This window comes from Streptomyces sp. CA-249302 (assembly GCF_050936785.1).
Lineage (GTDB): Bacteria > Actinomycetota > Actinomycetes > Streptomycetales > Streptomycetaceae > Streptomyces.
The window spans coordinates 4,242,534-4,260,263 of the sequence record NZ_JBNJMG010000001.1 but is presented as its reverse complement, the minus strand read 5'-3'; the positions used below and the strand labels follow the sequence as shown (position 1 = coordinate 4,260,263).

The following is a 17,730-nucleotide window of genomic DNA, read 5'->3' as shown; positions in this document are numbered from 1 at the left end:
CGCTTCCGTTATGACGCAGACCACACACCACACTCCCGACACCGCCCGGCAGGCCGACCCCTTCCCGGTCAAGGGAATGGACGCGGTCGTCTTCGCCGTGGGCAACGCCAAGCAGGCGGCGCACTACTACTCCACCGCCTTCGGCATGCAGCTGGTCGCCTACTCCGGACCGGAGAACGGCAGCCGCGAGACCGCGAGCTACGTCCTGGAGAACGGCTCCGCCCGCTTCGTCCTCACCTCGGTCGTCAAGCCCGCCACCACCTGGGGCCACTTCCTCGACCGGCATGTGGCCGAGCACGGCGACGGCGTGATCGACCTCGCCATCGAGGTCCCGGACGCCCGGGCCGCGTACGCCTACGCCCTCGAACACGGCGCCCGCTCGGTCGCCGAGCCCTACGAGCTCAAGGACGAGCACGGCACCGTCGTACTCGCCGCGATCGCCACGTACGGCGAGACCCGCCACACCCTCGTCGAGCGCACCGACTACGAAGGCCCCTACCTCCCGGGCTTCGTCGCCGCGTCCCCGATCGTCGAGCCGCCCGCGCACCGCACCTTCCAGGCCATCGACCACTGCGTCGGCAACGTCGAGCTCGGCCGGATGAACGAGTGGGTCGGCTTCTACAACAAGGTCATGGGCTTCACGAACATGAAGGAGTTCGTGGGCGACGACATCGCCACCGAGTACAGCGCGCTGATGTCGAAGGTGGTCGCCGACGGCACGCTCAAGGTCAAGTTCCCGATCAACGAGCCCGCCATCGCCAAGAAGAAGTCCCAGATCGACGAGTACCTGGAGTTCTACGGCGGCGCGGGCGTCCAGCACATCGCGCTCAACACCGGCGACATCGTGCAGACGGTACGGACCATGCGCGCGGCCGGCGTGGAGTTCCTCAACACCCCGGACTCGTACTACGACACCCTCGGCGAGTGGGTCGGCGACACCCGCGTACCCGTCGAGACCCTGCGTGAGCTGCGGATCCTCGCCGACCGCGACGAGGACGGCTACCTGCTGCAGATCTTCACCAAGCCGGTCCAGGACCGCCCGACCGTCTTCTTCGAGATCATCGAGCGGCACGGCTCGATGGGCTTCGGGAAGGGCAACTTCAAGGCCCTGTTCGAGGCGATCGAGCGGGAGCAGGCCAAGCGCGGAAACCTGTGAATCTCCGGATCTTGCAACCGGTTAACGGCAGTTGACACTCTCAAGTCCTGCGGGTGCCGAGGGGCGCCCCGGGACTGGGAGAGAGCGTGACCGCGCCGATAAACCTCGCCGTACCGTCGGACCGCTGGCTGTGGCAGAAGGCCACGCTGAAGGAATCGACGGTGCTGCAGTCGTTCGCCTTCGACGAGAAGAACAAGCACCTGTACGTCCTCCAGGTGACCGCCACCGGCCACACGGCCGGCGACCTGTGCCTCAACAGGCTGGACTACAAGGGCAACCGGCTCGGCGCCATGTACCTCAAGGGCTTCGGCCACGGCGTCAGCATGGGCATCCAGCACGACGCCGAGGACGGCTCCACCTGGATCTGGACCGAGGCCGACGCCGAGAACGGCTACGGCCAGGGCGTCACCCGCTTCCACTTCAAGGACGGCGCCGTGCGCACCGGCGCGGACGTGCGCATACGCAAGCCGATACCGGACTCCACCAACAACCAGCCCTCCGTCTGCACGGCGTCCGGGCGCATCGCGATCCGCTACCGCGACAAGGACAACAAGCCCCGCTACCGCGTCTGGGACCTCGCCCGCTTCACCGCCCGCGACTACGCCGACCCGATCGCGGACGTCGCCCAGGTCGGCGCCCACCCCGACCCGAAGATCCCCTTCCAGGGCTACGCGCTGTACCGCGACACCGTCTTCCAGATCGCCGGCACGGCCTACGACGCCAAGACCAACCCCGTCGCCGAGCGCGGCAACGCCTACGTCTCCAGCCTCGACATCACCACCGGCGAACTGCACCAGCAGGAGCGCACCGAGGCCGGCCACACCCTGGTCTACCGCGAGCCGGAGGGCATCGCCGTCCGCGGCGCCGCGGACCCGAAGGCGTACATCGGCTTCGGCTCGGGCGAGCTGGGCGCGCGCCGCTTCTCGATCTTCGTCAAGGACGGCGAGGGCGCGTAAAGGCTCCTCAACGCTCCTTCTCCGCCGGCTCCTTGCTCTCCTCGTCCGAGGGCAGCGGCTCGTCCGGCGGATCTCCCAGCGCCGCCAACGCCTCCTTGGCTAGCGGGACTTGGAGGGGTGAGAAGTACGGGTTGACGCGGAGGGCCTCCTGGAGGTGGCGGCGGGCGGGGCCGTACTGCTCCAACTCCTGCTCGATCACGCCCCGGTGATACAGGTACGGCGCACTCCGCACGCCGCCCCCGTGCGCCCGGTCCGTCGCCACCGTCGCGAAGCGCAGCGCCTCCTTGTCGTCGCCGGCGCGGTGCAGGGCCCAGCCCAGCGCGTCGGCCACTGCGATCCCCGGCTGCCGCCGCCACTCGGCCCGCAACCGCCGTACGGCGGCGGCCGGATCGCCGTGGTCCGCCTCGAAGGCGCCCAGCACCAGCTCGTCGTCGACACCCCCCGCCGCCTCCTCGCGCACCCGCGCCCGCAGCAGGTCGTACTGCACCCGGGCCGCCTGCCCCAGCCCCAGCGACTCGTACAACTCCCCGAGCTCCAGGGCGTATTGGGGGCACGGCTGCTTGGCGAGTGCCACCCGGTACGCGTTCAGCGCCTCCGTGGGCCGCCCCAGCCCCGCCAGCGCCCGCCCCTGCCCCGCCTCCGCGGCCCGCTGGTCGGGGTCGATCCGTACGGCCTCCTGGAAGTGCCGCAGCGCGTCCTCCAAGTCACCGCGTTCGAAGGACAGTTGCCCGGTCCGCTCCAGCCAGGCCGCCCGCTCGGCGGGGGACCGCGCGGCCGCGGCCGCGTCGGTCAGCGCGGCCGCCGCGTCCTCGCGCCAGCCGCGGTCCCGGTAGACGGCCCCGGCCCGCGCCAGCACGGCGGGCCCCGAGCGCAGCTCCAGCAGGCGGTCCAGCATCCGCTTCGTCGCCTTGTAGTCACCGAGCCCGGTGTAGGCGTCGATCAGCAGCGGATACGTCGTCCACCGCTTCGGCGCCGCCTTCAACGCGGCCTCACCCCAGGTCCGGGCTCCCCGGAAGTCCCGCCGGGCATTCGCCAGGGCGGCCATCCCGTCCATCGCCTCGACGTTCCCGTTGCCCCGCACCTTCAAGGACGCCCGCAACGCCCGTTCACCCCGCGGGTAGTTGCTCGCGTCCGCGGTCCGCCGCCCCTGCTCGACATAAGCCGCCCCGAGCACCGCCCACGCCCGGGCGTCCCGGGGATGCGCCCGCACGAACGCCTCGCGCTCACCGACGAGCACGGCGAGATCGGGCAGGGCGGCAGGCACCCCCGCGGCGACGGCACCGAGCGCCTGAGCCCCCGGCGCCGGAGCGACCGCCTTGTGCACGGCCCGCTCCCAGGGCCACATCGCCATCACCCCACCGAACACGGCACACCCCGCGACAGCGGCAGCGACCAACCACAGCCCGGCGGGGGACCGACGCGCCACGGCCGAGGCGCCCGAACCGGCTGAGACGCCCGAGCCGGCTGAGACGCCCGAACCGGCCGAGACGCCCGAACCGGCCGAGGCGGTCGGCGTTTCCGAGGCACCCGACGTGCCCGGGGCGCCCGACGGGCCCGGGGCCACCCGGCGACCGGCTTCCGCCCCCCGCTGCCCACCCGCCGTCGGCTTTCCCTGCCGCTCGGCCTCCGAGACCCCTTGCGCCTCGGCCGTCACGTCTCCCCGCGGCCCGACTCCGGCGTCCCCCCGCCCCCGGCCGCCACTTCCCGCTGTCGGCCCCCCGCCGCCGCGTCTCGCTTGTCCATGCCGCTCACTGTGCGCCAATACGACGACCACACCCGGCATACGTCCAGTGCCGTAGACGGGGTTCACACCGATGGCCCCGGGTGCGACGCTGTGATCATGAGCCGTATCGAAGCGCCCACCGACGAAGCCACCGGCAACCTCGTCGACCGGCTGCTGGCCGGGCTGCCCGCCGAAGCCGTCCTGACCGACCCGGACGTCACGGCCTCCTACGCCAACGACATGGCCAGCTTCTGCCCGGCTGGCGCCCCGGCCGTCGTCGTACTGCCAAGGACCGTCGAGCAGGTCCAGCACGTCATGCGCATCGCCACCGAGCTGCGCGTCCCGGTCGTCCCGCAGGGCGCCCGCACCGGTCTGTCCGGGGGCGCCAACGCCTCCGAGGGCTGCATCGTGCTGTCGCTCGTCAGGATGGACCGGATCCTGGAGATCAGCCCCGTCGACCGGATCGCCGTCGTCGAGCCCGGCGTCATCAACGCCGCCCTCTCCCGCGCGGTCAACGAGCACGGCCTCTACTACCCGCCGGACCCCTCCAGCTGGGAGATGTGCACGATCGGCGGCAACATCGGCACCGCCTCCGGCGGCCTGTGCTGCGTGAAGTACGGGGTGACGGCGGAGTACGTCCTCGGCCTTGATGTCGTCCTCGCCGACGGCCGTCTGATGTCCACCGGCCGCCGCACCGCGAAGGGCGTCGCCGGCTACGACCTCACGCGCCTCTTCGTGGGCTCCGAGGGCTCCCTCGGCATCGTCGTCAAAGCGGTCCTCGCCCTACGCCCCCGGCCCCCGCAGCAACTGGTGCTGGCCGCCGAGTTCGGCTCCGCGGCCGCCGCCTGCGACGCCGTCTGCCGGATCATGGCCGGCGGCCACGTCCCCTCGCTCCTCGAACTCATGGACCGTACGACGGTCAAGGCCGTCAACGACCTCGCGCACATGGGACTCCCGGAGACCACCGAGGCCCTGCTCCTGGCCGCCTTCGACACCCCGGACCCGGCCGCCGACCTCGCCGAGGTCGGCGCCCTGTGCGAGGCGGCCGGTGCGACGCAGGTGGTCCCGGCGGACGACTTCGCCGAGTCCGAGCTGCTCCTCCAGGCCCGGCGGCTCTCGCTGACCGCGCTGGAGGCGGTCAAGGGCACGACGATGATCGACGACGTGTGCGTGCCCCGCTCCCGGCTCGGCGACATGCTGGAGGGCGTCGACCGGATCGCCGAGAAGTACCAGCTGACCATCGGGGTGTGCGCGCACGCCGGTGACGGCAACACGCACCCCACCGTCTGCTTCGACGCGGCCGACCTCGACGAGTCCCGGCGCGCCCGCGAGTCCTTCGACGAGATCATGGCCCTCGGCCTGGAGCTCGGCGGCACCATCACCGGCGAGCACGGCGTCGGCGTACTGAAGAAGGAGTGGCTGGCGCGCGAGATCGGGCCGGTCGGGGTGGAGATGCAGCGGGAGATCAAGCGGGTCTTCGATCCGCTGGACATCCTCAACCCCGGCAAGCTGTTCTGACGGCCTCTTCCCAAGGGCCCGAGGGCCCGAGGGCTCACTGGGCGAGCAGCTGGTCGAGCGCGTCGTCGATCCCGAGCTGCTCGCCCTCAGTCCCCGGGGGCACCACCCGCAGCGTGCGCTCGAGCCAGGCGGAGACCTGGGCGGCGGGCGCCTCCAGCAGGGCGTCGCCGTCCGGTGAACTCAGCGCCATCAGGACGACGCTGCGGCCCTCCGACTTGGTCGGCCACACCCGCACGTCGCCCTGCCCGCACGGCCGGAACACCCCCTCGACCAGCAGTTCGCGGGAGAAGGTCCAGTTCACGGGCTGCTCGGAGTTGATGTGGAAGACGACATGGACGGCGTACGGGTCGTCGGTGCGGTAGCTCAGCCGGGCCGGGACCGGGATGCTGCGCTCCGGGGACAGGATGAGTTTGAGCTCCAGCTCGCGCTCCACAACGGTGTAGTGCATGGCGTGCGGTTCCTCTCTCGGGCAGGTGTACGGGGCCCGGTGAGCGGGCCTGTACACGTGAGAGGGCCGTGGGTGCCCGGGCATTACGCGGGTTCGGAGAAGTTTTTTTCGCCGCTTTCGCTTCGCATCCCCTTCGCATCCCTTTGGCTGTCCGAGCTCTTCCCGAAAGTGTGGGTCCGGTGGGACTGGCGGTGGGGATTGCGCCGGTCTGATAGATGTGGAGCCCCCGATATCCACCCCCGAGCAGATACAGGCGACGGACATGAGCGCCCCAACCCCGGCCCCCGGTGACGACAGGCCCCGCGAAGGGTATTACCCGGATCCGTCCATTCCTGGATATGTCCGGTACTGGAACGGTGCCGCGTGGGTACCGGGCACCAGCCGTCCGGCACCTTCGGACGGCGAGTCGCTCGCCCCGCCGCACGGCTCGGCGCCGTCCCTCTCGGTGGAGGAGACCGGCCCGCACTTCTTCGACGAGGACCCCGAACCGCAGTCCGCGCCCCCGTCCGAGGCCCAGCACGGCAGCCGTCCCGAGCCGGCGTCCGCGTGGGGCGCCGACCGCGCCCACCAGTCGGGCTTCGGCGGCGACCAGGACCGGCGTGTGTCCTGGGGGTCCGACCCGCGCACGGGGGCCGACGCCCAGGCGGGGGCGGACGGTCGTGCCGGGTCCGACGGCCGCGGTCCCGCCCAGCCGGACGGCCGGTCGGCCCGTACCGACGGCTCGGCGACGATCCCGCCGGCCGACAACGGCTCGCCGGACCCGCTTCCTGACGGCACGTTCGTGTTCCGGCGGCCGACGGCGGGCCCGGGGCAGGCGGCGAACTCCGGGGCGGCGGGCCGACCGGGCACCGGCGCCGCGGGCACCGCGACTCCCGGCATCCCCGGCCCCGCCACCCCCGCCCCCGCCCCCGACGAGGGCACCATGACCTTCCGCGCGCTGTCCCCGCGCACGGGTCAGCAGGGTGGGGCGCAGAGCGGGGGCACGGGGGCGCCCAACTCGCCCGGCTTCGGCGCGGGGAAGGCGGCGGCCGACCGTGCCGCGGCGCAGTCGGGCCCCGCCGTACCGGGCGCCCAGTCCGCCCCCACCGCCCTCTCCGGCCCCCAGCACCCGGCTCCCGCGGTCCCGCAGCAGCCGAGCGGCCCGCAGTCCGTGCCCGCCGCCCAGCCCCCGGCCGGCCACGCCCCCGCCGCCCAGCCCGCCGCCGCCGGCCAGTCCCCGGTCAACCAGCCCGCCGCCCCCATGTCCAGCGGCCCCGGTGGCGGTCAGCCCTCCTGGGCGCAGCAGGTGCACCGGCTGGCCGGCGCCTCCGAGGGCGAGCAGCCCGTCACGCCCTGGAAGCCTCCCGTCGAGGACATCTTCCAGGCGGCCGCGAGGAGGCAGTCCGAGGCCCGCCCCGCCGGGCTCGGGAAGCGGCTGGCCGCGCGGCTGTTGGACACCGTCGTGGTCGGCGCCGTCACCGCCGTGGTCGCCGTACCCTTCGGCACCAAGGCGGTCGACCACATCAACGACAAGATCGACGCGGCGAGGCTCAGCGGCGAGACCGTGACGGTCTGGCTGCTCGACGGCACCACCTCGGTCTGCTTCGGCATCATCCTCGCCGTCCTGCTCGTGTTCGGTGGCCTCTACGAGGTGCTGCCCACCGCCAAGTGGGGCCGCACCCTCGGCAAGAAGCTGCTCGGCCTCGAGGTCCGCGACATCGAGGGCCACGAGCCGCCGTCCTGGGGCGGAGCCGTACGCCGCTGGCTCGTCTACCTCGTCCCCGGTCTGCTCGGCATCGGCGTGGTCGGCGTTCTGTGGTGCGTCTTCGACCGCCCGTGGCGCCAGTGCTGGCACGACAAGGCCGCCCGTACGTTCGTCGCGGGATAGCCGACTACGGCATACGGCCCATCGGAATCGGTACTCCGGACGGACGTCCGCCGGATGCGGAACGGGGAGGTTCGCGGTCCACTCGGGCCATGAGCAGCGAACCCCCCGGCTCCGGCCCACAGCCGCCGGACGACGACCCGTTCAGGAAGCAGCCCCCGCCCGGAGCGCCCGGAACGCCGGGATCGGGCTCCCCCTATCCGCCCCAGGACCCTTACGGCGGCGGTTCCTACCCCAACGACCCCCTGGCGGGCATGCCCCCGCTCGCCGACAGCGGCAAGCGGACGCTCGCGCGCATCATCGACCTGATCCTCGTCGGCATCGTCGTCTGGCTGGTCACCTGGCCGCTCGGCGTGCACGAGTACAGCGTCAACGGCGACAAGGTCGAGTACGGCAAGTCCTTCGCGCAGTCGCTCGTCGCCGCCGTCCTCTACATCGGCTACGACACCTATCTGATCAGCAAGTCGGGACAGACGCTCGGCAAGAAGTGGCTCAACATGCGGGTGGCCAACCTCGACAACGGGTCCACGCCCTCCGTGCAGACCGCGCTGGCCCGCTCGGCGGTGCTGTGGATCCCGTTCGCCTTCTGCTGTGCGTGCATCTGGACCGCGATCTCGGGCGGCTGGAGCTACTTCGACCGGCCCTACAAGCAAGGCCTGCACGACAAGGCGGGAAAGACGGTGGTGGTCAGCACCAACTGACCCGGCACCGACTGACCCGCCTCACGCAGGAGTCGTGCTGCGGTCACGCAGCAGTCGACGAGCCCGTTGCCGCGACCGGCACGGGCTCCTCGGCTTTCTGGGGCTCCGCGGTGGCGGGCCCGCCCACCGCGACGACCCGCGTCCGGGGCAGCGGCACCGTCATGGCGACGAGGAGACCGAGGGCGAGCGCCGAGGCGGCGATGATCGCGATCCCCAGACCCGAACTCGTCTGTGACAGCAGCAGCATGGCGAGCGTCGAGAAGATCACGGTGCAGGAACCGTAGGCGAGCTGTGCGGCAGTCGGACGAGGCATGGCAATCGTGTCCTCGGAAGTGGGGGTCCACGGGGGTGTCGGCCTGGCTTTCCGCCGTTTCGGGGGCGTGCCGCCAGCCGACTCTAATCGCGTGCATGCCCGAGTGGAACGAACGGTAAGCGTGACCTAACCAACAGTGCCGGTGCACAGGGGGCGCACGGAGTCATGGCGTCCAACACGTGGACGTTCGAACGCGCCGGTCGGGGTGTCCGCAAAGCGAACCCCGGCTCCGCATAGTGCACTTGTTCTGTCCAAGTCAAGGTCTGTTTTTTCTTACCAACCTCTAGTCGAATTACGTCACTTGAAATACCACCTTGACCACGAGGACCTCAAGTGACCCTAAAACCCTGGACGTTCAGAGCGGCCGCGGTCGGTGTCGCGCTCGCGGCGGCCACCGCCACGTTCTCGACGTTCGCCGTGGCGCAGGCCGCCGACAGCGCCAAGACCGCCACCGTCGACCGCCACGACCCGTCGGCGGCCGAGAGCAGCACCGAGCACGACCTCGACGGGCCGCTCTCCAAGACGCAGGAGGCGCAGCGCCAAGAAGCCCTGAACCAGGTCATATCCGGCAAGAGCCAGGTCAAGGACCGCAACGGCTCGCAGGTCGTCCAGCTCGACAGCAAGAAGGGCGACAGCAAGTACGTAGAGCTGGGCCGGGAGAAGACGGACAAGATCTTCACCATCCTGGTCGAGTTCGGCGACCAGACCGATCCCCGCTACGGCGGCACGGTCGGCCCGCTGCACAACCAGATAGCCGAGCCGGACCGCACCAAGGACAACTCCACGGCCTGGCAGGCGGACTACAACCAGGCGCACTTCCAGGACCTCTACTTCGGCACCGGCAAGAACACCGAGTCGCTGAAGAAGTACTACGAGAAGCAGTCCTCGGGGCGCTACTCGGTCGAGGGCGAGGTCACCGACTGGGTCAAGGTCCCCTACAACGAGGCCCGTTACGGCAACAACGCCTGCGGCTCCACCACCTGCTCCAGCGTCTGGAACCTGGTCAAGGACGGCCTGACGTCCTGGGTCGCGGGCCAGAAGGCGGCCGGCGAGTCCGACGCCGCCATCAAGGCGGACCTCGCCCAGTACGACCAGTGGGACCGCTACGACTACGACGGCGACGGCAACTTCAACGAGCCCGACGGCTACGTCGACCACTTCCAGATCGTGCACGCCGGCGAGGACGAGTCCGCCGGCGGCGGTGCCCAGGGCACCGACGCGATCTGGGCGCACCGCTGGTACGCCTTCGGCACGGACGCCGGTTCCACCGGCCCCGACAACAACAAGCTCGGCGGCACCCAGGTCGGCGACACCGGCATCTGGGTCGGCGACTACACCATGCAGCCGGAGAACGGCGGCCTCGGCGTCTACGCCCACGAGTACGGCCACGACCTCGGCCTGCCGGACGAGTACGACACCAACGGCGGCGAGAACTCCACCGGTTTCTGGACCCTGATGTCCTCCGGCTCCTGGCTCGGCACCGGCAAGAACGCCATCGGCGACCTGCCGGGCGACATGAACGCCTGGGACAAGCTCCAGCTGGGCTGGCTCGACTACGACACCGCGAAGGCCGGCACCAAGTCCGCGCACAAGCTGGGCGTCGCCGAGTACAACACCAAGAACAAGCAGGCCCTGGTGGTCTCGCTGCCCGACAAGGCGGTCACCACGACCGTGGTCACCCCGGCGCAGGGCTCGACCCAGTGGTGGAGCGGCAGCGGCGACAACCTCAAGAACACGCTGACGCGTTCGGTCGACCTCACCGGCAAGTCCGCGGCCACCCTGAGCCTCGACGGCTGGTACGACATCGAGTCGGGCTACGACTACCTCTACGCCGAGGTGTCGACCGACGGCGGCGCCAACTGGACGCCCCTGGACGGCACAGTGGACGGCCAGGCCATCCCGCGCGACGGCAGCGACAAGCCGGCGCTCACCGGCACGGTCGACGGCTACAAGAAGCTGTCGTACCCGCTGGACACCTACGCGGGCCAGAAGATCGACCTGCGCTTCCGCTACCAGACCGACGGCGGCGTCGCGCTCAAGGGCTTCGCGGCCGACGAGATCACGGTCACCGCGGACGGCGCGACCGTCTTCTCCGACAACGCCGAGTCCGCGGACGCGAGTTGGACCGCGAGCGGCTTCTCCCGCATCGGCGCGTCCTTCACCAAGGACTACGCGCAGTACTACATCGCCGAGAACCGCCAGTACGTGTCGTACGACAAGACCCTGAAGGTCGGCCCGTACAACTTCGGCTTCTCGACGACCCGTCCGGACTGGGTGGAGCACTACCCGTACCAGAACGGCCTGTTGATCTGGAAGTGGGACCTCTCCGAGGCGGACGACAACACCAGCGTCCACCCGGGCACCGGTCTGATCCTCCCGATCGACTCCCACCCGACGCCGCTGAAGTGGTCCGACGGCACGCTGATGCGCAACCGCATCCAGGCCTACGACTCGCCGTTCAGCCTGTACCCGACGGACGGCATCACGCTGCACAAGGCGGACGTGGCCACCAAGATCAAGGGCTCGCACGGGGTGCCGGTCTTCAACGACCACACCAGCAGCTACTACGACGCCTCGAACCCGGCCGCCGGTGTGAACGTCACTGACACCAACACCAAGATCAAGATCGTCCGGGAGGCCCTGGACGGCTCGACGATCTCGCTCGAAGTCGGCCCCGCGGTGAAGTAGTCGGTATTTCCGCAGGTCAGAACCGTATCGGCGGTGACCCCCTGGCGGGTCGCCGCCGATCGTGTTTAGGTGCGTCCTGTGCCCTTCTTATTGACAGACACGTCGACAGGCGTGTCGACACCGACTCGCACGGGGGTGTGACCTGCATGGCCGCAGGAGGTTTCTGCAAGCTGCCGACCGGCAGCGTGGTGGTGGCTCTGAACCTGCCCAGACCCGCCACCGACGGCACGGGCTCGGTCCGTGTCCTCGTCCACGCCCGCAACCGCGCCCGAGCCCTGACCAGGCTGCGGAACCTGGGCATGCGAGCGGTCTACCTCCGCGGCAACGCGGCCCCGCCGACCCCGGACGAGATCACCGCGGTCCTGCACCATCCCGACGGGCTGATATGGCGTACGGCCCCTGACAACGGTGTCGTGGCGGGCCCCGAGCTGGCCCAGGAGCTGTGGCACCCCATCAGGGCCCTGAAGAGGCGGCCGACGGCCCCGGCGTGAGCCGGTGAGCCGGAGCCCGGGTCAGGCGACGACCGGCTTCCCGGAGAGCTCCACGCCCGCCTCGCGCAGCTCCTCCAGCGCCCGGTCGGTGGTCTCCCGGGCCACCCCGGCGGTCAGGTCGAGGAGCACCTGCGTACGGAAGCCCTCCCGGGCGGAGTCCAGGGCGGTGGCCCGTACGCAGTGGTCGGTGGCGATCCCGACCACGTCCACCTCGCCGACCTCCCGCGCCCGCAGCCAGTCCGCGAGCTTCACCCCGTTCTCGTCGGCGCCCTCGAAGCCGCTGTAGGCCGCCGCGTACGCCCCCTTGTCGAAGACGGCGTCGATCGCCCCGGAGGCGACGGCGGGCGCGAAGTTCGGGTGGAAGCCGACGCCCTCGGTGCCCGCGACGCAGTGCGCGGGCCAGGAGTGCCGGAAGTCGGGGTTGTCGGCGAAGTGGCCGCCGGGCGCGATGTGGTGGTCGCGGGTGGCCACCACGTGCTGGTAGCCGGAGCCGCCCGCCTGCCCGATCAGCTCGGTGACGGCGGCGGCCACATCGGCACCGCCGGCCACGGCGAGGCTGCCCCCCTCGCAGAAGTCGTTCTGCACGTCTACGACGATCAAGGCGCGGCGCATGGTGGGTTTCCTTCTCGACGAGGGGGTCGGGGGAGGGGTGCGGGCCCGGCCGTTGAACTTCCGAGCCTATTGACTTCTGCGGCGATACGGGAGGGGCATCACGGGGGCGCGTCCGACGGCACCCGCTTTAGCTACCCGAGCGCCCCACGGCGTACTCCGTCGGGATCACCGGTTCCCCGCGCGACAGCTGGGTGGCCGAAAGCGGCAGGTTGGCGCGGGCCGCCGCATGCCGGTCCCGCACGGTGTCCAGCGGTTCGCGGGCCACCACGTCGCCGCCCTTGACCAGCTCGACCAGCAGCTGGTGGTCGGCGAGCTCCGGCGGTACGGCGCCCGTGCCGACGACCTCGGCCTCCGCGACCCCGTCCGCGTCCGGGCGGCGCGCGGCCCACTTCCGGCCGCCGATGGAGGTCTTGCCGCCCGCCGCCTTCTTCGCCACCGGCACCAGCGGCGCCTCCGGGTCGGCGGACTCGGCGCGGGCGACCAGCTTGTAGACCATCGAGCAGGTCGGGTGCCCCGACCCGGTCACCAGTTGCGTCCCCACGCCGTACGCGTCCACCGGCGCCGCCGCCAGCGAGGCGATGGCGTACTCGTCGAGGTCCGAGGTCACGATGATCTTCGTCCTGCCAGCGCCCAGCTCGTCCAGCTGCTGCCGCACCCGGTGCGCGACCAGCAGCAGGTCACCGGAGTCGATGCGCACCGCGCCCAGCTCCGGACCGGCGATCTCGACGGCCGTCCGGACGGCCGCGGCGACGTCGTACGTGTCGACGAGCAGGGTCGTGTTCCGGCCGAGCGAGTTCACCTGGGCCCGGAAGGCGTCCCGCTCGTGGTCGTGGAGGAGGGTGAAGGCGTGCGCGGAGGTGCCGACGGTCGGGATGTTGTAGCGGAAACCGGCCGCCAGGTCGGAGGTCGAGGTGAAGCCGCCCACGTACGCGGCCCGCGCGGCGGCGACCGCGGCGAGCTCGTGGGTGCGCCGGGCGCCCATCTCGATCAGCGGGCGCTCCCCGGCGGCCGAGGACATCCGGGAGGCGGCCGCGGCGATCGCGGAGTCGTGGTTGAGGATCGAGAGGATCACCGTCTCCAGCAGCACGCACTCGGCGAACGACCCCTCCACCCGCATGATCGGCGAGCCCGGGAAGTACACCTCGCCCTCCGGGTAGCCCCAGATGTCGCCGGAGAAGCGGTACGAGGCGAGCCACTCCAGGGTCGGTCCGTCGACGATGTCCCGCTCCCGCAGGAAGCCCAGGACGTCCGCGTCGAACCGGAAGTTCTCCACCGCGTCCAGGACCCGCCCGGTGCCCGCGACGACGCCGTAGCGCCGCCCCTCCGGCAGCCGCCGGGTGAAGACCTCGAAGACGCTCCGCCGCTCGGCGGTGCCGCCCTTCAGCGCGGCCTGCAGCATCGTCAGCTCGTACTGGTCAGTGAAGAGCGCCGTCGAGGGAACGTCCACCGGCAGCCCAAGGTCCGCTGTGTTCATAGCACCGGATGCTACCCCACTTCGCGTCAGTGTGACGATTTATGGCGCCCGTGGCAGCATGGGCCCTGTGACGTCACCCGCTCCCCTGGAAGTCGAACGCACCGAGTCGGCGGAAGAAGTCTTCGCCGTACCCGAGCCCGACGTCCCCTGGGTCACCATCGTCCACAACGACCCGGTCAACCTCATGAGCTACGTGACCTACGTGTTCCAGACGTACTTCGGGTACACCAAGGACAAGGCCACCAAGCTCATGCTCGACGTCCACCACAAGGGCCGGGCGGTCGTCTCCAGCGGAACCCGCGAGGAGATGGAGCGCGACGTGCAGGCCATGCACGGCTACGGTCTGTGGGCCACCCTCCAGCAGGACCGGAAGTAGCTGAACTGACCTTCATGCCTGGACACTTCGAACCGCTTCCCGGCGGCGGCGCGGCCGTCGCCCTCGACGACGTCGAGATCTCCATCATCCGGTCGCTGGCCGTACAGCTCCTGGAACTCATCGGGCCCGGCCCGGGGGAGGACGCCCCCGACGACCCCCTCGCGGAACTCTTCGCCGAGGGCCCGACCGAGCCGCCCAGGGACCCGGTGCTGCGCCGCCTCTTCCCGGACGCCTACAGCGACCCCGAGGGCACCCCGGGCCCCAAGGAGGCCCAGGAGCAGCAGGAGTACTCCGCCGAGTTCCGCCGCTACACCGAGAACGACCTGCGGGCCGGCAAGCGCGACAACGCCCTCGCGGTGATCCGCTCCCTGGACTCCCTCACCCCGGCCCTCGACGGCGGCGCGGTCCTCAAGCTCTCGGTCGGCGAGTCCCGGCAGTGGCTGAACTCCCTCAACGACCTGCGCCTGGCGATCGGCTCCCGCCTGGAGATCCAGGACGAGGACGACACCGACCTCCTCTACCGGCTCCCGGACGAGGACCCCCGTAAGCCGATGGTGATGGCCTATCTCTGGCTCGGCGGGCTCCAGGAGACCCTCGTGACCACCCTTATGCCGTGAAATGCGACGGCCCTGTGTTCGCTCAGAGGACGCTCAAATCCGGATAACGATCACATCACCGCCGCGGCCTGGTCCGCCCGCGTTGAGCGTCGTATGTCCGCTTCTTCCTGTGTGATGCGCCACATGCGACCCGGGTGATCAATGTTGCGGCCGTGATAAATCTTCACGACCGCCCGGCGAACACCACCCACATGTTCGACCGGGTGCGCCACCGAGCCGGCAACCGCCGGCCAGGCACCACTCCATCAATCCGGGGGGATCGAGACCCGATCCGAGGCCGACGAGAGGCCCGGTTCGGGATGGAGAAAGGCGCATCACACACATGACCTCCGCTCAGGTCGACACAGGCTCGGGGCAGCCCTCAGAAGAGGGCTACGAGCGCGGACTCGGCAGCCGCCAGGTCCAGATGATCGCGATCGGCGGCGCCATCGGCGTCGGCCTCTTCCTGGGAGCCGGGGCGAACATCGCCAAGGCCGGACCCAGCCTCATCTTCATGTACGCCCTCGCCGGCGTGATCATCTTCTTCATCATGCGGGCCCTCGGCGAACTGCTCCTGTACCGCCCGGTCTCGGGCTCCTTCGCGGAGTACTCCCGCGAGTTCCTCGGCCCGTTCTTCGGCTACTTCACCGGCTGGACGTACTGGCTGATGTGGGTGGTCACCGGCATGGCCGAGCTGACCGCCGCCGCGATCTACGTCAACTACTGGTTCCCGCACATCCCGCAGTGGGTGACCGCCCTGGTCTTCCTGGTGATCCTGTTCGGGGTCAACCTGATCTCCGTGAAGCTCTTCGGCGAGCTGGAGTTCTGGTTCTCGATGGTCAAGGTCACCGCCCTGATCGGCATGATCGTCATCGGCCTGGGCGTACTCACCTTCGGCTTCAGCAGCGCCGGCGACACCGCCGCCGTATCGAACCTCTGGGCCTTCGACGGCTTCTTCCCCAAGGGCGTCGGCTCGTCCCTGATGACCCTCCAGGGCGTCATGTTCGCCTACCTCGCGGTCGAGCTGGTCGGCGTCACGGCCGGCGAGTCCGAGGACCCGGAGAAGACCCTCCCCAAGGCGATCAACACCCTCCCGTGGCGCATCGCCCTCTTCTACGTCGGCGCGCTCACCGTCATCCTCTGCGTCGTGAAGTGGACCGAGTTCGCCCCGGGCGTCTCGCCGTTCGTCGCGGCCTTCGCGAAGATCGGCATCCCGGCCGGCGCCGGCATCGTCAACTTCGTCGTCCTCACCGCGGCCCTGTCCTCCTGCAACTCGGGCATGTACTCCACCGGCCGCATGCTGCGGAACCTCGCCGACAGCGGTGAGGCGCCCGCCGTCTTCCGCAGGCTCTCCGCGTCGAAGACCCCGGCCCTCGGCATCACGGTCTCGGTCCTCTTCATGGGCATCGGCGTGGTCCTCAACTACGTCGTCCCGGAGAAGGCCTTCGGCTACGTCACCTCGGTGGCCACCGCGGCCGGCATCTGGACCTGGCTGATGATCCTGGTCAGCCATGTCCTCTACCGCCGCGCGGTCGACGCGGGCCGCCTGCCGGCCTCGTCCTTCCCGGCCCCGGGCGGCGCGAAGTGCTCGTACATCGCCATCGCGTTCCTGCTCTTCGTCACCGGCCTGATCGCGTACGACGCCGACTCCCGGGTCTGCCTGTACGTGATGGCGGGCTGGGCCGCCGCGCTGGGTGTGGGCTGGGCCGTACTCAAGGCCCGCAACCCGCAGATAGCGGAGCGCCGCGAGCCGGAGCTCCAGAAGGTCGGCTGATCCCACAGCCCACCATGTGGGCCGTCCCGTACCACCCATCGGTACGGGACGGCCCTTCTGCTTATCCTGACGAACATGCTGACCATCACCCAGGCCCTCGTCGACCAGATCGTCGCGCACGCGCGCAAGGACCACCCCGACGAGGCGTGCGGCGTCGTCGCGGGAGCGGCCGGCTCCGACCGGCCCGAGCGCTTCATCCCCATGCTGAACGCGGCCATGTCGCCCACGTTCTACGAGTTCGACTCCGGCGACCTGCTCAGGCTCTACCGCGAGATGGACGACCGCGACGAGGAGCCGGTGATCGTCTACCACTCGCACACCGCCACCGAGGCCTACCCCTCCCGCACCGACATCTCCTACGCCAACGAGCCCGGCGCCCACTACGTCCTGGTCTCCACCGCCGACACCGACGGCCTCGGCGACTTCCAGTTCCGCTCGTTCCGGATCGTGGAAGGCGAGGTCACGGAGGAGGAGGTCACGGTCGTAGAGGCGTACTGATCTCGCGGTTCGGTCAGAATTCATCCAGCATGCGAGATCACACTCCGGGATCCGGACCGGGAATCGATACGATGACCCCATGGTTCTGAACGACGTGAGCGAGAAGACGCCGGGCATCCTGCTCGTGGCGCGGCTGCACGTCGACCTGTGCAGGCTGAACAGCGCCATCTGTTGACGTCCCCTGCCGCCGTACGGCCGTGAGCCGCGGCGCGCGCCGTCGTGCGCCCACCGACCAGAACACTTCCCGACAGGAGCCCGCAACCATGGCCATCGAGGTCCGCATCCCCACCATCCTCCGCACCTACACCGACGGCCAGAAGGCGGTGGAGGGCACCGGGACCACGCTCGCCGAGCTCTTCGCCGACCTCGAGACCCGGCACGCGGGCGTCCAGGCCCGCATCGTGGACGGCGGTGAGCTGCGCCGGTTCGTCAACGTGTACCTGAACGACGAGGACGTCCGCTTCCTCGACGGCATCAACACCAAGCTCACCGACGGCGACAACGTCACGATCCTGCCGGCCGTGGCCGGCGGCATGGCCTGA

General features: G+C 70.4%; 18 protein-coding genes. 13 read left to right on the top strand and 5 right to left on the bottom strand.

What is annotated here, in order from left to right; genetic code table 11:
* The first annotated feature begins 10 nt into the window (after positions 1-10).
* Positions 11-1,156, top strand: a complete 1,146-nt coding sequence (gene hppD / locus ACQEWB_RS19070; RefSeq protein ID WP_432832509.1) for a 4-hydroxyphenylpyruvate dioxygenase — start codon at positions 11-13, stop codon at positions 1,154-1,156.
* A gap of 86 nt (positions 1,157-1,242) precedes the next feature.
* Positions 1,243-2,112 (top strand): Teichoic acid biosynthesis protein C (Precursor), encoded by an 870-nt coding sequence (locus tag ACQEWB_RS19065; protein ID WP_432832507.1) that lies wholly within the window; start codon positions 1,243-1,245, stop codon positions 2,110-2,112.
* 7 nt (positions 2,113-2,119) lie between these two features.
* On the opposite strand, the gene ACQEWB_RS19060 is transcribed toward ACQEWB_RS19065, so the two are convergent.
* Complete coding sequence (locus ACQEWB_RS19060) at positions 2,120-3,538, bottom strand: tetratricopeptide repeat protein (protein ID WP_432843883.1); 1,419 nt, start codon at positions 3,536-3,538, stop codon at positions 2,120-2,122.
* Between the two features lie 408 nt (positions 3,539-3,946).
* On the opposite strand from ACQEWB_RS19060, the gene ACQEWB_RS19055 reads away from it, so the two are divergent.
* Positions 3,947-5,353 carry an FAD-binding oxidoreductase gene (locus tag ACQEWB_RS19055; protein ID WP_432832505.1) on the top strand — a complete coding sequence of 469 codons (1,407 nt, stop codon included), beginning with the start codon at positions 3,947-3,949 and terminating at the stop codon, positions 5,351-5,353.
* Between the two features lie 34 nt (positions 5,354-5,387).
* Here the strand turns inward: ACQEWB_RS19055 and ACQEWB_RS19050 are convergent, their stop codons facing one another.
* On the bottom strand, positions 5,388-5,801 hold the full coding sequence (locus ACQEWB_RS19050; protein WP_432832503.1) for an SsgA family sporulation/cell division regulator: 414 nt from the start codon (positions 5,799-5,801) through the stop codon (positions 5,388-5,390).
* 262 nt (positions 5,802-6,063) lie between these two features.
* On the opposite strand from ACQEWB_RS19050, the gene ACQEWB_RS19045 reads away from it, so the two are divergent.
* Positions 6,064-7,668, top strand: coding sequence for an RDD family protein (locus ACQEWB_RS19045; RefSeq protein ID WP_432832501.1), 1,605 nt, complete (start codon positions 6,064-6,066; stop codon positions 7,666-7,668).
* A gap of 89 nt (positions 7,669-7,757) precedes the next feature.
* Positions 7,758-8,366 (top strand): RDD family protein, encoded by a 609-nt coding sequence (locus tag ACQEWB_RS19040; RefSeq protein WP_432832499.1) that lies wholly within the window; start codon positions 7,758-7,760, stop codon positions 8,364-8,366.
* A gap of 43 nt (positions 8,367-8,409) precedes the next feature.
* Here ACQEWB_RS19040 and ACQEWB_RS19035 read toward each other — a convergent pair whose 3' ends face one another.
* A complete protein-coding gene (locus ACQEWB_RS19035; RefSeq protein WP_432832497.1) occupies positions 8,410-8,679 on the bottom strand; it encodes a hypothetical protein in 270 nt (89 codons plus the stop codon).
* 333 nt (positions 8,680-9,012) lie between these two features.
* Here ACQEWB_RS19035 and ACQEWB_RS19030 point away from each other — a divergent pair, with 333 nt between their 5' ends.
* On the top strand, positions 9,013-11,367 hold the full coding sequence (locus ACQEWB_RS19030) for an immune inhibitor A domain-containing protein (protein WP_432832495.1): 2,355 nt from the start codon (positions 9,013-9,015) through the stop codon (positions 11,365-11,367).
* 146 nt (positions 11,368-11,513) lie between these two features.
* On the top strand, positions 11,514-11,858 hold the full coding sequence (locus ACQEWB_RS19025) for a hypothetical protein (RefSeq protein ID WP_432832493.1): 345 nt from the start codon (positions 11,514-11,516) through the stop codon (positions 11,856-11,858).
* 21 nt (positions 11,859-11,879) lie between these two features.
* On the opposite strand, the gene ACQEWB_RS19020 is transcribed toward ACQEWB_RS19025, so the two are convergent.
* Complete coding sequence (locus tag ACQEWB_RS19020) at positions 11,880-12,470, bottom strand: isochorismatase family protein (RefSeq protein ID WP_432832491.1); 591 nt, start codon at positions 12,468-12,470, stop codon at positions 11,880-11,882.
* Positions 12,471-12,597: 127 nt separating this feature from the next.
* Complete coding sequence (locus ACQEWB_RS19015) at positions 12,598-13,944, bottom strand: nicotinate phosphoribosyltransferase (RefSeq protein ID WP_432832489.1); 1,347 nt, start codon at positions 13,942-13,944, stop codon at positions 12,598-12,600.
* 58 nt (positions 13,945-14,002) lie between these two features.
* On the opposite strand from ACQEWB_RS19015, the gene clpS reads away from it, so the two are divergent.
* The 6 genes from clpS (at position 14,003) to ACQEWB_RS18985 (ending at position 17,730) form a co-directional block, all read left to right on the top strand.
* Positions 14,003-14,320: an ATP-dependent Clp protease adapter ClpS gene (clpS, locus tag ACQEWB_RS19010; RefSeq protein ID WP_432832487.1), complete on the top strand. Its 318-nt coding sequence runs from the start codon at positions 14,003-14,005 to the stop codon at positions 14,318-14,320.
* A 14-nt stretch (positions 14,321-14,334) separates the two neighbouring features.
* Complete coding sequence (locus tag ACQEWB_RS19005; RefSeq protein WP_432832485.1) at positions 14,335-14,937, top strand: DUF2017 domain-containing protein; 603 nt, start codon at positions 14,335-14,337, stop codon at positions 14,935-14,937.
* A 322-nt stretch (positions 14,938-15,259) separates the two neighbouring features.
* Positions 15,260-16,690, top strand: coding sequence for an amino acid permease (locus tag ACQEWB_RS19000; protein WP_432832483.1), 1,431 nt, complete (start codon positions 15,260-15,262; stop codon positions 16,688-16,690).
* A 75-nt stretch (positions 16,691-16,765) separates the two neighbouring features.
* The gene (locus ACQEWB_RS18995) at positions 16,766-17,188 is read left to right on the top strand and encodes a Mov34/MPN/PAD-1 family protein (RefSeq protein ID WP_432832481.1); all 423 of its coding nucleotides are present in this window, start codon (positions 16,766-16,768) and stop codon (positions 17,186-17,188) included.
* A gap of 79 nt (positions 17,189-17,267) precedes the next feature.
* Positions 17,268-17,363 carry a putative leader peptide gene (locus ACQEWB_RS18990; protein ID WP_020940333.1) on the top strand — a complete coding sequence of 32 codons (96 nt, stop codon included), beginning with the start codon at positions 17,268-17,270 and terminating at the stop codon, positions 17,361-17,363.
* 88 nt (positions 17,364-17,451) lie between these two features.
* Complete coding sequence (locus ACQEWB_RS18985; protein WP_432832479.1) at positions 17,452-17,730, top strand: MoaD/ThiS family protein; 279 nt, start codon at positions 17,452-17,454, stop codon at positions 17,728-17,730.